Genomic DNA, 15,640 nt, shown 5'->3' on the forward strand with positions numbered 1-15,640 from the left:
GCTTATACCGGAACGCTGGTCTATATTGCAAATCACTCGATCAAGCGGATCTTTACCCGGCGGTTCGTTCTCTGCTTTATCATCTATACACTCGCAATATATTTTCTCCAAATAACAAACGAACATTTCTTACTGTTTTCCTTATTTATAGAATTCTTCTTCCTTACTGTAATTGCGTTTTTTAATTCCGAGCGAAATATCACACAATCTTTGTTTCTAGCCATCATCGACTTTGTTGTCATAAGTCTGATTCAAGTTGTCTTTTTGGTTCCGTTCAGTCTATGCTTTTCGGTTGATACCAATGACATAACCTCTGTTCCTCTCTGCTTCGTCATGATATTAACCTTTATCGCTGTCATTCTGCTCTTTTCTTTTACTCCTATTCTAAAATACATTGAAAAAGCCATGCATTTTTCTTATGCAGCCGCCATATTTTTCCTGCTTGCTGTAATTATCATTCTCCTATATATCCTCATTACAAAGTCAGAATTTGATATGCTGATCCCTGCATCTACCGCTCTTGCTATCGGTATATTTCTACTGGTCTTTTTCCTTTATCAAAGTATGACAGGATATAAGAAAAAGCAGGAACTGGATGATTATACGATTTATATCCCGGTTCTGAACCGGCTGATCGAAGATATACAGAAAAAGCAGGACATCTATAATGACCAGCTTCTCTCCATCTCACAGGCTTTAGAAGAAAAGGATGATAACACATTAAAAGAAGCATTGCATAAAATTACGGAATATAACATATCCCAGAAAATATCCTATCAGTTTCTTCATTTGCAAAACCGGCTGTTGGCCGGCCTCATGTATGCGAAAACAACGGCAGCTAAAGAAAAGAAACTGCGTTTTGATATTACGATCTCAGACTATACCTGCCCTTGTCATTGCACGGACATTGAATTAGTGGATCTTGTCGGTATCCTGATCGACAATGCAATAGATGCTTCCCATGAAAATGACACCATTTTTATCACGATCGACCGTATGCAGGATCGTTTTCTCTTCCGGATCGAAAACCCGGGACCAAAAGCAGATAGTGCCTTTTTATCAAAAATCTTCCGCCCCGGCTATACAACAAAGGAACACTCCATCGGACATGGTGTCGGACTGTCAATCCTGCGAAAAACGATCCAAAAATATCATGGTGATGTCATTGTCAGCAACACAGCTCATCATAATATCAATAATAAAACGTATCTGTGTATGGAAATCCATATCTGATTCCATATTTCTTGACGCTCTTAGTGCCATATGATAAAATTATTAAATGTATGACAGCTTTGAGGTCTGTTATAATCTGTCTTCGTAGCTCAGCTGGATAGAGCACTCGCCTCCTAAGCGAGGGGTCAGAGGTTCAAATCCTCCCGGAGACGTTGAAAAGGTCAATATCCGATAACATGATATTATCAGATATTGACCTTTTTATGATTGATATTTATCTTTTAAAAATCAAAGAAATTCTTTCCAAAACTTTCTTTGGTATTCTTTCTCTTCTTACGGAAGCTCATACCTTTCTTTTTAGATGATACTGCAGGTGTTGATGTATTTTTCTTTTCATAATGCTTACTGTGATTGCGACGCTGCCTTTTCCCTGTTTTACGTTCACTGCTTCGCATACTTCTTTGACGGCGAGCATGCTGCCGTCTGCCTCCTCGGCTTCGATATCCACCGGATATCCGTCCTCGTCTGCGTCTTCCAAACTTTGGAAGTTCAACCTTCTTTAAGATACAAACCAGAATGGCAATAATGATTCCAATCAGTATCACTAAAAGTACGATCTGTACAATACGATTTCCGAAAAAGCTCATGAGCCCTTTCTTGATCTTTCGTAAGAAGTTTGCATTCTTCTGATCTTTTTTCTCACTCTCTTTTATATCCTGAATCTTGCTGTCAACAATCTTTCGTGTTGCTTCGTCGAGATGAGACGTTGTTGAATCGGCCGACTTGGTATATAAAATATCCGTGGAACCAACGATTCGTCCATTATAAGTATATGTCACATGACCGATCACATTATCACCATCATATAATGTCACGTTTTTGTCATAAGTAACTTTCTGTGTTGCTTCTGATATATCAACACCGTTTGGAAGAACAACTGCCGATTCATTTTCCAGATGGATCGGTGATGCATCCGCATCAAAATAGCTGTCATAATTATTAAAAAGCTCTTTATTCAGATTCGTGCTCTGCTGATTGATCATATGCTTTTTGTACTTCTCAAAGCCAAAATTCAATAAACGTGTAGAATCTGTATATTCATTCGGTTCTCCCTGCTTTGGACCATTTGCTTTCATAATAACGCACACTAATTCCATGCCGTCTTTCTCAGCAAAAGTAACCAATGTATTTCTTGCTACATTTGTATAACCGGTCTTTCCACCAATACAATATTTGTATTCATATTCCGGATTTTTATATCCGTTGACCATCTGATGATGGTTATTCCAATAACGTTTCTGTTTGTGCGTATTGGTCTTTGGCATCACATATGTCTTGGTAGAACATGCCTTTCGAAATGTTGGATTCTTCATCGCTTCTCTGGCGATCACAGCCATATCATATGCTGTCGTATAATGTTTCGGGTCCGGTAGACCATTCGGATTATTAAAATGAGTATCTTTTAATCCAAGCTCTCTGACACGTTCATTCATTTTATCTACAAACTTGCCAATCGTACCGGAAACCTGCTCAGCTACCCCCAGACAAACCTCGTTTGCTGACTCTAACATGATCGCATAAAGACACTGCTCCACGGTCAACTTTTCTCCTACATCGGTATAAATCGTAGAGCTGCCCGATTCAATTCCATATACAGCCGTTTTAGAAAAAGTAACCGTCTCATCCAGTGAACAGTTCTCCGCTGTCAGCATAGCTGTCATGATCTTTGTAATACTTGCAGGATAATGCTGCTTATGAATGTTCTTTCTATATAAGATTGTTCCTGTAGAAAGTTCCATTACAATTGCAGAATCACTTGACAAACTGCTTTTACTCGGACCGCTTGGCCATTTTGACTTTTGTGCAGTCGTAGTCTGCTTACCTGTTGCACCTGCCGCTTTCACCATAGTATTGGTAAATCCCGACAAAAGAAGTGCTGCACACAAAAAAAGTGCTACTACTCTGTTTTTTTTCATTAGTTACTCCATTCTGGAGTGATCATACTCCGTTTTTAATATCATAAAATGCCTATCTTATTGATTGTATCACAAAATCATTTACGAGAAAAGCCATTTCAAATCTATGATATAGTTAATATGAGCCTTTTCAAATCTGTGATATCGTTAAAAGCTCCAAAAACGAAGTATGCAAACCAAAAGCAAACTGTGCAAAAAAGACATCAGATTACAAAGTCCGAATCCATCTGTCGGACTTTTAGCCGGACATTTGAGATTGTCTCTTCTATCTGATGTCTTTTGATACGCTCTGTCTATAACAGAGTTTTTTTATTTTGCTTTTTTGTATTGTTTCTATTCCGGAAAACTATTTTAAAATACGTCTTGCATGAGAAACTCTGCTATAATTCATATTTGAAGTAATAATTCCCCATTTTGCACCTGCTGCATGAACAATCTGTCCGCCGCCAATGTAGATCGCTACATGATGAACTCTGCCGCCTCTTTTATAAAAGACCAGGTCACCCGGCTTTAATTCACTCAGTTTAACGCTGCTGCCACATCCTGCCTGTTCTGCGGAAGTACGCGGAAGGCTATAGCCAAACTTCTGGAATACACGAAGTGTAAAACCGGAGCAGTCTGTACCATTTGTCAGACTTGTTCCTCCCCATACATATTTATTTCCAATGAACTGTTTTGCATAAGAGATCAGGCTTTCCGCCTTATTTTCTGATGCATAAGAACGAACGGTTTCTTTTATTTTTTTCGTTAACGATTTTGCTTCTTTAAAACTGTATTTGGTATGCACATATTCTTTCGCAACATATCCGCTTTTACCTTTGACTTTTACTTTACACCAGTCTGCATTTTCTGATTTAACAGTATATCTTTTGCCCTCCGGAAGCTGTGTAACAATATCTGAAGATGTATTTTTTTCTTCACGGACATTTAATACTGAAGTTCCTTTTTTTAATACAGCATATTTTGTACCATATTTTTCTGCCAGCTTTTCTGCATCTGCACCTGTTGCGAGGTATTCTTTTTTCACATATCCTTTCAGGCTGCCGGAAGAAATCTTAACCCATGCTCCTTTTTTGCCAAGGATCGTACCGGCACTGCCACGATGCAGCTTACCGATTGCCTTACAGCCGGTTGAGGCGCTTTTTCTGACATACACAAAATCTTTCGCTATAGAAATAGCAAGTTTTTGAAATTGCTTTGAAACTTTTTGCGGTTTCTGATCCGGTGCTGCACTTGCCTGTACATTCTGCTGTGTACCGTCTGCCGGTGCTGCGCTTGCCTGTACATTTTGCTGTGTACCGTCTGCCGGTGCTGCGCTTGCCTGTACATTCTGCTGTGTACCGTCTGCCGGTGCTGCGCTTGCCTGTACATTCTGCTGTGTACCGTCTGCCGTTACTGCGCTTGCCTGTACATTCTGCTGTGTACCGTCTGCCGGTGCTGTGCTTGCCTGTGTGTTATCCGCTTTTAGTGAAGGAGTTGCCGTCAATGCACTTCCTGTCGTTGTATCTACTGAAATAGCGGCAATGGATGCCGTAATCGCAGATTGAATATTCATATCTTCTTCATCGGTAGTTTTTGTGCTGTCATAAAAAACATTCTGATCAATCACATTCTTTTGTGATATTGCAATATTTGCTGTAACTGCTCCTGCAATATTGTCAGATGGACCAAATGCTAATAATCCTGCTGCACTCAGAACTCCTAACCGCACATACCAACTGTCTCTTCTCATGATAATCCTCGTTTCCATTTCAGATTCATTTACACTCATTGAATTGCATCGTGTAAATGTTACAATTTTATTACAATATGTTAAAAATTATAACAACCTGATTACGATTTGTCAACTTTTCCACCCTAAAAGGGAAAAAATACCATACAAGCAGTTTCCTATTCCATAAAAAAGGGCAAAGCCGGCGCTTTGCTATATGTACCACTACTGTACGAGCAGTTTCCTATTCCATAAAAAAGGCAGGAACAACGTCCTGCCTTTGTAATATCCCTGTATTATTAATGTACAATCTTATATATATTCGTATCCTGTGCAAAATTACTCATTTCATAAAGAATCAATATCCTGTCATAATCCCCCTGTTCGACCAGTTTTTGAACAGATGCATTATAATAACGCAGATCCAACATCGTTATATCACTATAATCCTCCATCAAAAACGGAACAAAGCTGTTTGCAAAAGAATCCTTGATCACAAGAAGTTTCTTATCTCCCCCCTGCTTCATTGCGATCTCTGCTTTACCATAATTGCCGCCAAAGAAATAGGCATATTTATCTTTCTGTGTTAATTTTCCCACGTCATAAATTCCTTTTTTTAACGTTCCGTCACACGTAACATCTGCCAGCGGAATATTAGTAGCCGCATACATTGTATCCGCTTTCGCAGCAGGATCAAGCGTCTTTGAATACATAGTTCCGAAAAAATCCTGCGTAATCTTTTGCGGTGTAAAATACCCATATGTATGTTTTGTCTCATCATTCTGGTTACAATACGCACAATATGCGGCATATGCACCTAAAAGGCTCCAGTGATGATCCGTTTTATAATACACCTGATTTTGGCGAGAATATTCTACAATTGTAGATTGTGCCTTAATATTTTTCACGGAAGATAATAATGTGTCTGCCTCTTCATACATTGCTTTTGCATCATAGTATGGAGCTTTTTGCGGCAATTTATCTTGTAAGACAACCGCAGGCGACGGTGCAAGCAGAATCTGTGTTTTCCCGGCATTTTTTTCACCAAGATATTCTACATAACGAAGGTTTTGCAAGTAGTTTTTCTGGTCGATATCCTCTTGTGTTGTCTTTGCAAAATAGTAATTGTCTTTTCCAAGATACACGTCTCCGATATCACGAAACCCTAATAATTTCTCTACAGATGTAGAAAATCCCATCCAGGAATCCCTGCCGGCAAACTGATCACTAAATGCATTGTCAAAGTCCTGTTGAAAACTTCCATCTAAGACACCTTGCAGTTTCCATTCAGGATATTGCTCCAGCGGACGATTCTCATTATCGGAGAATGCGTTTTGCGGCCGGATCAGTGAAACTAATCCAAAGCCCGCCAGAATACAAAAAATCACTATTTTGTATATCCAAAAATATTTTTTCAACGTTTCTGCCTCATTTCTCTATTCATCACAATATTTTTTAACTTCTCTTCAATCTTCTTCTCTGCAACTTTTTCCAAATAGCTCTTGCATCTATACACAATTTTTCTTCGATTCCAATACCATTAATTGATATTTCCTTATCGACAATATCCCATGCTCGATTTTTTAGTTCTTTTTGATCCCGTCTATCATTCTGCATCAGAACCGGAAATATAAAAAAGGATTAAAGCTGCCCGCAACGAGCATGGCAAGGCTTACAGCCAGAAGCAGGACAGAGATCACACTCTTTAAAATAAACTCTGCATGAAGTCCTTTTTCCCTGACAAAATCCGCTTCCTCTCTGATCATATGACGACGAATCCGGTTCCATACCTTGGAACAGATCGTTGTTGATGCTGCCACCAGAATCATTAAAAAGAAAGCATAGGTACACCACTGATACTGTGCTGTGTTATTGATCCAACTGCCACGCAGACCAAACATCACTAACAGATATTGTCCCATTTTATGAAAATCTTCGATTGCAAAGACCACCCAGCCTGTCACGATAAAAAAGAGCGCATAAAAGTGCTGCAGCACCCGGGGCCAACGCTGCATTTTTGCAAGCAAAAATACTTTTTCAATCACAAGCAGAACAAAATAATACAATCCCCATAACACGAAATTCCAGCTTGCACCATGCCATAACCCTGTTAAAAACCAGACGATCAAAAGATTGACAATCTGTCTTTTAAGCCCTTTCCGGTTTCCACCAAGTGGGATATAGACATACTCCCGGAACCATGTACTCAAAGTAATATGCCAGCGTCGCCAGAATTCTGTAATGCTCTTAGATTCATATGGATGTTTAAAGTTTTCCGGAAATGTAAAACCAAACATTTTTCCAAGTCCGATCGCCATGTCTGAATATCCCGAAAAGTCAAAATAAATCTGGAAGGTATAAGCAATCGCACCAAGCCATGCACCGGCTGTACTTAACTGTGTCATCTGTGTTGTGCTGATTTCTTCCCAAAGACGTCCGATCTGGTTTGCTAAGATTACTTTTTTAGCAAGACCCAGGATGAAACGCTGCATTCCCGCTACCCAGACTGCATTATTTTCTTTACGTTCGTCAATCTGGTCAGCAATCGTCTGGTAGCGCACGATCGGTCCCGCGATCAGCTGTGGGAACATACAGACATACATTCCAAAAGAGATCAGATTACGCTGTGCTTTGACGAGTCCGCGATACACATCGATCGTATAGGACATTGTCTGAAACGTATAAAAGGAAATACCGATTGGCAATGCAATCTTTAAGAGGGAAAGATTCGACGCTGTGATCTGATTCCATGAAACGATCAGCATATCCGTATATTTAAAGAATGCAAGGATTCCAAGATTTCCTACAATGGATACCATAACAACCCGTTTTTTTGCTTTTTGTTTCTGCTGCTTGTCATAGTATTCGATCAGTCTGCCATTGATATAATCAAAAACGGTAGAAAAAAGCATGATCAGTATGTATCTCGGTTCTCCCCATGCATAAAAGACAAGACTGGCAGCCAACAGTAAAAAGTTTCTCCACTTTACCGGAAAGATTCCATATAAGATTACTACAACGGGAAGAAATATACATAAAAATGTCAAACTGCTGAATACCATTTTAAAACTCCATTCTTGTTTTATGCACTTTCGGAATCTTCTGAACAAAAATCCAGCCGAAAGAATTCTTTTTGTTTACTCACTGCCGCTTTAACCTGCAATTCCGCCTAACTTACTTACCAGGTAACTGTTTCTTGTCATAGAAATGTTATTAAGCAAAATAACATCCTGTACTTTTTTCTTTTGCACAAAAGATGACAACTTCCCACTCCAATAACGATAATCGATCACATAAACGTTCTGATAATGATCTGCCAGATATGGCACAAATACATTTCCGAATGATTCTTTTACTACCACACAGGACGATCCATCCTTGATTGCTTTGTTTTTGATCACAGTCAATGGATTATCCCCGGAAATAAATGCACAATATTTCAGACTTTCTCCGTAACGGCTTACATTGTCAATCAATGGTGCATGAATTTTCTGTCCCTGCACGGTCTTATAATACATAGAGATTTTCTTGCCGGATAATGGATAAAAGGTCTGGATATTATCCGCACGAAGTGTCTTGTTGTTGTTTGTATCCCGATAAAATGTACCTTTAAACCCTTTAAATGTTTTCTTTTTGTATTGTAAAATATTATTTGCACGAATCCCTTTTGCGTTACAAAATTCGATATAGGCATAAAAGGCTCCAAGCGGTGTCCAATGATGATCTGTCCGAAAATAAATATATTCGTCACGGTGTTTCATAAATGTATCATACAAAGAAATAACCGTTTGATCACCCTTATATTTTTTTACGATTTTCTGAATCGCTTTTTGCTGATCGCCTGACTTGATCTTTGTCTTTTTGTTATCCGGTACTGTGATGCCGGCACTTGTCGGAACGATACAACTATATAATTTACTCTTTTTATTCAGATTTTTGTTCATCTTGTCTACGACAGATGCATACGTTTTCGCAATGCTTTCGACATAAGAATACTGTTCATATGCTGTATCACCAATTCTCGCTGTCCCGCTTGCATACAAATGTACTTTTTTATTGCTATGTAATTTCGGATATGTATCTGTCTGCTCCTGTGTTTTTTCTTTCGGTGTGCCGGAAGAAGTTACTGCCGTCTCTGTCTTTTGAGGTTCTTTTGCTTCTGCTTTTTGTACACTGCTTTTCTTGTTATGCTGCCCTGACTTTGTACTTTCTTTCTTATCTTCTTTTTTTTCTGATACATTTCCTACAGAAATGATTTCATCACCCAGTGTTCCTGTCGATGACATTCGATTCGAAGCATAGATCCTGCTTCCTATGACAATTGCAACTGCCATAACACCTAAGATCAGATAAATCGTTTTTTTCTTCATCCCTTTTTCCTCGCAGACTACTCTTTAATTGCTTTTGTAATCACGTCTTTTGCCTTTTCATAATCTGAAGTAACACATGCGATCAAATAACTTCCACAGCGTATAATCACTGCTTTGTCTATCTTTTTCGCTTCGTTGGGAAGATAATCTTCAAAAGATTTTTTCATATCTTCAAAATGCTTTCTGACATGTTGCTGGTTTTCCCTGGCATCCTTCTCACTTTTTCCCGTCATCACGATCAGTTCGTCTGCATATGTTCCATTACCGAGATAGATCTGAAGTTTGGTACCGGTTGCTGTCTTTACCATTCCGTTTGCGACAGAATCATCCAGTTTTTCTAAATCGGATTCAAATTGTACCTCTTTTTGTACTTTTTGCACTAATGCATCAACATCTAATGTTTTTCCGGCATTTTTGGAATTGTCATATACTTTTTCCGTTTTTGCCGTATTAGAAGTATTTTGCTTGGCAATGTCTCTAAAAAGCTGTATTGATCCTAGTATAAAAATGACAATAACCATTACAAACATGATCGTGACCATCGTCTTACGCCGCCTGATTATTTCATTCCCTTTTGCCTGTTCCATTCTTATGCTCCTTTTCCCTGTGTGGTTTCTCTATACTCTCTTTCCAATGCATTTCTAAATAATGTTTTTCCGATAGCACTTCTCTGATTATTCTTTATTTGATAATGCTCTTGTGACGATATTTCTAAATCTGCCCGCATACTTTATATTTTATCACAGCAAAAACTTCTCTGGTATAACAATTTACAGATGTATACGGATGTGTTTTCGAGCCAAGTCCCTGCACACCGGTAAGCCCCAGTTTTTTAGCAATCCCAACCGCACGATGTACATGAAAGTCATTGCTGACAATGACTACTGTTTTCTTTTCAAGAGCGCCTGTTTTGATACTGTTTTTTATATTTTCTTCCGTGTTCACAGAAGCTTCTTCCTTTTGTATCCGTTCTTTTGCAATTCCATTTTTAATCAGATAACGATACATGGCTTCTGCTTCACTGATCTTTTCACCATGCCCCTGTCCGCCTGACACGATCACTTTTGTCTCAGGATTTTCTTCCAAATATTCTTTTGCAAGTTCAATCCGATATTTTAAATTCGAGCTCATACGCTCTCCATAAACATGTGCACCCAGAACGATCAGATAATCTGCATTCCGATCTGCTTTTTTTACTCCGTCTTTTATGACAACACCAAGTGTTACAAGAAAGAATGACAACACACAAAGCAGTACGCCGTAAAAGATATGTGCAGCATGCGGATACCAATTCAGGTTTTTGTTTTTCATCCATTGATGCACAAAGCCGAGCACAACGAAAAGGATGCCAAGCAGCAGCCAGAAAAACGTAAAAGAGTTATTGGCTCCTACCCAGACCACATACCCGATAAAATAAAGTAAACTGATGCTTCCTGCTGCCCACCACACAATACTCATATTCATCCTCTTTTCATACTGTTGAACCCTTAGCGTAAAAAGAATTGTACAACCGCAAAAGGCTTTTGATCTTCTCCATCCAATGCTACTACAATTTCTTTTGAATTAACGGTATACACAACCGGAATGATCTTATCTCCCAAAACGGCCTGCTTACGATATTCCGCCCTGAGTTCTTTGATCTCACTTTCCATATGAGGAAGATATTCGGTTGCCATCTGAACATACTGACGGTTGTTGACATGATGGTTTGTATCAAGATGATATTCTTTTACCAAAAAGCCATCTTTCTTCTCTCCACTCTCCGGGAGTTTGATCTTTCTTGGTGCATAATCCATTTCCAATGGATCATGAACGCCATAAACATCTCCGATCTCCGGTGTTACGATCATCGGACGGTTCTTTTTTAAATCCATCAAAACCCAGATAGAATTTGCTTTCGCAACGCACTCTCCCGAACTGTCCGTAATCAGGAAATTACGATATCCAAACATTTTTTCAAAACCATATGCCTGTGTGCCTACTGTGATCTCTTCGCCCATGGCAGGATATTTTTCAATGACGATCTGCCATGAGTTCAATACCCACATCAATTGTTTCTTCTTATGATATTCCAATCCGACACCCAGATCCTCAGATTGAAAATTCGTACAATCCTGCATATAATCAATGATCGCATTTACCGTAATGCGTGCATCTTCTCCTACTTCGCTATATCGTACTCTGCTGTCAAATGTATACATAGTTCCTCCTGACTTTATTCTTCTACATCCTCCAATTGCATCAAAAATATGCTCTAAATCAGCATTTATTTTCTTTCAGCCTTTACTCTTCTACATGTTCAATTCCCTGACTCAATATCGTAAATACATGTTCATCTGCAAGTGTATATAATACGGTCTTTCCTTCTTTGCGGTATTTAACAAGGCGATTCTGCTTTAATACACGAAGCTGATGAGAAATAGCGCTTTGTGTCATATTTAAGATCTTTGCAATATCAAAGACACACATTTCATTTTCATATAATACATATAGAATTTTGATTCTGGTTGAATCTCCAAACACCTTAAAAAGATCTGCTAACTCGTACAGCTCACTTTCGATTGGCATTTTTTCTTCAATACTATTGACTGTATCATCATCCACTGTCATATAACCATTCTCTTTTTCCATCTATATCCCTCATTTCCCGGCGTATTTCCGGCGTTGCTATTCTGTGATTGGCATTAGTATGCTCCCAGTCTTTTTAATGCTTCCTGCGGGATTGTTTGTGAAGTTGCAATGTCTAGTATACTTTCTGTCTCTGTCGATGCATTCTGATACCAGATCAATGCCTCCTGCAACTCACCGGTGCTTTCATAGTATCTTCCAAGTTCACAACATACTTCTGCACTGGATACGGTTGCCGTATCTTTGAGAGCATATCCAAAAAACTTTGGAATGTCTCCCTTGATGCGGTATGCACGTACTAACACGCAGATTGCTTCTTTGATCGTATCCATTTCTCTGCTATCCTGCTGCAATGTCTGTTCAAAGACCGGGATCGCTTTTACGAAATCTTCATCCTGTCCGGAATGATACAACTCCATTGCATACATGTGATGCAGTTTTTTAGACAATCTTTCTTTTAATCCTGCCTGAAGCAATGCATCAAAATCTCTTTTGGAATGATCCGATTGCGGTTCATGAATGATCTCTATCTGACTGTCATATACGATCGGATCGATCCGCAATGTTTCATGGATTGGATCGATCCATTGAAATGCCCGTAAACGGCGGTATAATTTCGGACGATATTCTTTTTCAAAATTATAAACGGTATTAAACTCTGCTTTTGTACAATATAACATTTGCACCATTTCAATCTCCGGCAAAAGGATCTGCTTTAACTGTGCAAGCTTTTTTTGATTGTCTGCATCAAGATATTCATCTGCATCAGCAGTATAGATATACTCTTTTGTTGCTTTTGATGCGACAAAGTTTCTTGCATCGCTGAAGTTTCCTGTCCATTCAAAATCGTAGACCTTGTCTGCATATTTTTGAGCAATCTTTTTTGTTGTATCGCTCGACCCGGTATCGGCTATGATAATTTCATCCATATACGGTGCCAGACTTTTTAGACACCGTTCCAATACCTTTTCTTCGTTTTTGACGATCATACATAAACTAAAGCTTGTCATCTTTCCTCCTGCCTTCTTCTGCATCATAGACTATATAAAAGCTGCACATGCAATGCCGTTTCCTTTTACTCTGCACCTTCCGGTATATCTTCTGTATTTTGATCGGTATTCGGTATATCCTCTGCCGGTGCCTGTGTCTGTGCGGGTTCCTGCGTTGGTGCAGTTGTCTGTGCAGGTTCCTGTGTCTTCGTTGGTGCTTTTGTTGCCGCAGGCTTTGTTGTTTTGTCCGGTTCTGCTGTATTATCAACTGCTTCCGGATCTAATGTCTCAGAAGGTGTATCATAACTGTTTGCCGAACTGTCTGTAGATTTATGATTGATCGATGATTCTCCTTTATAAGATGGGAAATCTTCATATTCAAGGTTTTCATGGATCTTTTCCATATAATCCTGCCAGATTGTCAAAGGATAGGTTGATCCATACAGATCATCTAATGTCTTTGGCGAATCATAGCCCACCCATACTACCGTTGTGTAATATGGTGTGTATCCACAGAACCATCCGTCTTTTTTATCATTCGTTGTACCTGTTTTACCGGCACATGCCATATTAGATAACTGATGACCGCTTGCCGTACCACGGATCAGAACACCTTCCAGGATATCTGTCATCATACGTGCTGCTGTCTCTTCATATACCTGTTTCTTTTCTCTGTTCTTCTTATTGTCGATCACAACATTTCCGGAAGAATCCGTAATCTTTGTGACACAGGTTGCATCGCGATAGACACCATTATTTTCAATCGTTGCATAGGCAGATGCCATCTCTACCGTGCTGACACCATTGGTCAGACCACCAAGTGATGCAGACAGATAATAATCGTTTGCTACAATATTAGCAAAGTTCATTTTCAATACATAAGAAAGCCCTACTTTAGGTGTCAATTCCTTAAACAGTCTCCATGCAACTACGTTCTTGGACTTTTCTACCGCTGTACGAAGTGGGATCTTGCCAAGATACGTTCCACCTGAGTTTCTCGGTCCGCCTTTAAATCTGCTGTCATCCACGATCGTACTTGGTGTATATCCTCTCTCTAACTGTGGCGTATATACAACTAAAGGTTTAAAGCAGCTACCCGGCTGTCTCGCACTCTGGAACGCTCTGTTTAGCGTATATCCGGTTGTGTTCTTCTGCTTTCGTCCACCAACGATCGCAACGACAAAGCCTGTCTTATTGTCGATCGAAGTTGCTGCACCCTGAAGCTTATAGGTTCCGTCTTTCGTTTTATCCTTAAAGCCTTTGAGTGTTGTATTAACAGACTTTTGCAATTTGCTTTGTTTGCTCATGCTAAGAGAAGTGTAGATACGATAACCTCCGGTATACAGAGAGCTATGACACTCTTCATAAACCGTCTTATATTCTTTGCCATATTCTTCTTTCTCCTGATTGGTCTTGAATTCTGTCTTAAACTCAAAGCCCTGCGACTTCATAAGCGCTTTTGTTGCACAGGTAATGGCATAGGTTGTCATATAATCCTGTGATTTTACTGCATCTGCCGGTTTCAGGATAATCTCTTCATACATCGCATCACTGTACTCAGCCGCAGTAATCTTACCATCGTCCAAAAGCTGCTTTAAGATCCTTTCTTTACGCTTATTGGCATTATCAAAATGATCCAGCGGATCATAATACGTCGGTCTGTTCGGGATTGCACAAAGGAAAGCGATCTCGGCAAGATCCAGATCTTTTGCTGACTTACTAAAGTACGCTTTACTTGCCGCCTCAATACCAAAGTGGGCATTACCAAAGCAGATATTATTCATATAAAATTCCATAATTTCGTCTTTGGTATATTTCTTTTCAAGCTCTACCGCTAAGAACATTTCACGCACTTTACGCTCATATGTCTGTTCATTACTCAGGAACACATTCTTTGCTAACTGCTGTGTGATCGTACTACCACCACGGGATATATGCTGCTTTTGTATCTTGCTCTTCACAAGCAAAAAGGCTGCTTTCCCTGTTGACAGCAGTGAAACCCCTGAATGCTCATAAAAATCCTTGTCTTCTGTTACAACCATACAGTCAATCGCTGCCTGCGGAATATCTTCAAAATTAATATAGCTTGCATCCTTATCACCACGCAGCTTTGCGATCATTTTTTTGTTTGATGCGTAGATCATACTGGTCTCCGAAGCCTGAAATGTCTTTTTCGTTGACTGTTCTACTATTGTCTTGGCTTCCTTTTTCCATTTTAAAAGATCATCACCATATTTAAAATAGAACACCATCAATACACCCAGGCAGGCGATCAGAAAAATAAGCAGAAAGATTTTCAAAAAAAGTCTGAATTTCTTAAACTTCTTTGGTTTCTTTTCTTTTGCTCTTCTCTGCTTTTTATTCGCTTTTGCTTTATTACTCTGTCTCGGTGCTTCCGCCATGGTTCTTCTCTGAGCGTTATTTCTTGCATTGTTATGACCGGAAGCTGTTCTTTTTGTGGTATTTTTTCTCGATGTCGTTTTTGTGTAATTCTGGGCAGCTTCTCTTTCTTTCCACTGCCGATCCAGTTCTTCCATACTCGGAATACTAAGCATCGGATCAAAATCCTTGTTGTCGTTGTTCATGTTATACCTCCATAACCTGGCTTTCTCAAACTCTCCTCTATCCGCAAACAATCACACTTATCATCATATCATAATATCATATTTTCTGATATTTGCAAAACAATAGGATTTTTCTGAAATTTACAGATGTTAGAAATATTTTTTTTGACTACAGGCAAATACTCCCATCCATTTACCATACATAGAAAAATTTTGGTTTAAGTTCTGA

13 protein-coding genes and 1 tRNA gene are annotated in these 15,640 nt (G+C 39.2%); 2 read left to right on the forward strand and 12 right to left on the reverse strand.

Annotated elements, in window-relative coordinates:
- Positions 1 to 251: 251 nt before the first annotated feature.
- Positions 252 to 407: a hypothetical protein gene (locus tag H8700_RS02095; RefSeq protein WP_249302704.1), complete on the reverse strand. Its 156-nt coding sequence runs from the start codon at positions 405 to 407 to the stop codon at positions 252 to 254.
- Here H8700_RS02095 and H8700_RS02100 point away from each other — a divergent pair.
- A complete protein-coding gene (locus H8700_RS02100) occupies positions 406 to 1,233 on the forward strand; it encodes a sensor histidine kinase (RefSeq protein ID WP_249302705.1) in 828 nt (275 codons plus the stop codon). The genes H8700_RS02095 and H8700_RS02100 overlap by 2 nt on opposite strands.
- Positions 1,234 to 1,311: 78 nt before the next feature.
- Positions 1,312 to 1,385: transfer RNA gene (locus tag H8700_RS02105), tRNA-Arg, on the forward strand.
- A 69-nt stretch (positions 1,386 to 1,454) separates the two neighbouring features.
- On the opposite strand, the gene H8700_RS02110 is transcribed toward H8700_RS02105, so the two are convergent.
- From H8700_RS02110 to H8700_RS02160, 11 genes are all read right to left on the reverse strand, one after another.
- Positions 1,455 to 3,149: a D-alanyl-D-alanine carboxypeptidase family protein gene (locus tag H8700_RS02110; RefSeq protein ID WP_249302706.1), complete on the reverse strand. Its 1,695-nt coding sequence runs from the start codon at positions 3,147 to 3,149 to the stop codon at positions 1,455 to 1,457.
- A gap of 346 nt (positions 3,150 to 3,495) precedes the next feature.
- Positions 3,496 to 4,881 (reverse strand): NlpC/P60 family protein, encoded by a 1,386-nt coding sequence (locus tag H8700_RS02115; RefSeq protein ID WP_249302707.1) that lies wholly within the window; start codon positions 4,879 to 4,881, stop codon positions 3,496 to 3,498.
- A gap of 278 nt (positions 4,882 to 5,159) precedes the next feature.
- Entirely contained in the window at positions 5,160 to 6,248 is a 1,089-nt protein-coding gene (locus tag H8700_RS02120) for a DHHW family protein (protein WP_249302709.1), read from the reverse strand.
- Between the two features lie 228 nt (positions 6,249 to 6,476).
- Complete coding sequence (locus H8700_RS02125; RefSeq protein ID WP_249302711.1) at positions 6,477 to 7,922, reverse strand: MBOAT family O-acyltransferase; 1,446 nt, start codon at positions 7,920 to 7,922, stop codon at positions 6,477 to 6,479.
- A 90-nt stretch (positions 7,923 to 8,012) separates the two neighbouring features.
- Positions 8,013 to 9,230, reverse strand: coding sequence for a DHHW family protein (locus H8700_RS02130; protein ID WP_249302713.1), 1,218 nt, complete (start codon positions 9,228 to 9,230; stop codon positions 8,013 to 8,015).
- A 17-nt stretch (positions 9,231 to 9,247) separates the two neighbouring features.
- Positions 9,248 to 9,817: a DUF4358 domain-containing protein gene (locus tag H8700_RS02135; RefSeq protein WP_022142316.1), complete on the reverse strand. Its 570-nt coding sequence runs from the start codon at positions 9,815 to 9,817 to the stop codon at positions 9,248 to 9,250.
- Between the two features lie 124 nt (positions 9,818 to 9,941).
- The gene (locus tag H8700_RS02140; protein ID WP_249302715.1) at positions 9,942 to 10,688 is read right to left on the reverse strand and encodes a YdcF family protein; all 747 of its coding nucleotides are present in this window, start codon (positions 10,686 to 10,688) and stop codon (positions 9,942 to 9,944) included.
- Positions 10,689 to 10,717: 29 nt separating this feature from the next.
- Complete coding sequence (locus tag H8700_RS02145) at positions 10,718 to 11,431, reverse strand: acyl-[acyl-carrier-protein] thioesterase (protein ID WP_249302718.1); 714 nt, start codon at positions 11,429 to 11,431, stop codon at positions 10,718 to 10,720.
- 82 nt (positions 11,432 to 11,513) lie between these two features.
- Positions 11,514 to 11,861 (reverse strand): ArsR/SmtB family transcription factor, encoded by a 348-nt coding sequence (locus H8700_RS02150; protein WP_022142313.1) that lies wholly within the window; start codon positions 11,859 to 11,861, stop codon positions 11,514 to 11,516.
- Between the two features lie 53 nt (positions 11,862 to 11,914).
- Entirely contained in the window at positions 11,915 to 12,868 is a 954-nt protein-coding gene (locus H8700_RS02155; RefSeq protein WP_249302720.1) for a glycosyltransferase family 2 protein, read from the reverse strand.
- A 65-nt stretch (positions 12,869 to 12,933) separates the two neighbouring features.
- Positions 12,934 to 15,432 (reverse strand): transglycosylase domain-containing protein, encoded by a 2,499-nt coding sequence (locus tag H8700_RS02160; RefSeq protein WP_249302721.1) that lies wholly within the window; start codon positions 15,430 to 15,432, stop codon positions 12,934 to 12,936.
- Positions 15,433 to 15,640: the final 208 nt, after the last annotated feature.

The sequence above is a fragment of the Jutongia hominis genome (assembly GCF_014384965.1).
Taxonomy (GTDB): domain Bacteria; phylum Bacillota; class Clostridia; order Lachnospirales; family Lachnospiraceae; genus Butyribacter; species Butyribacter hominis.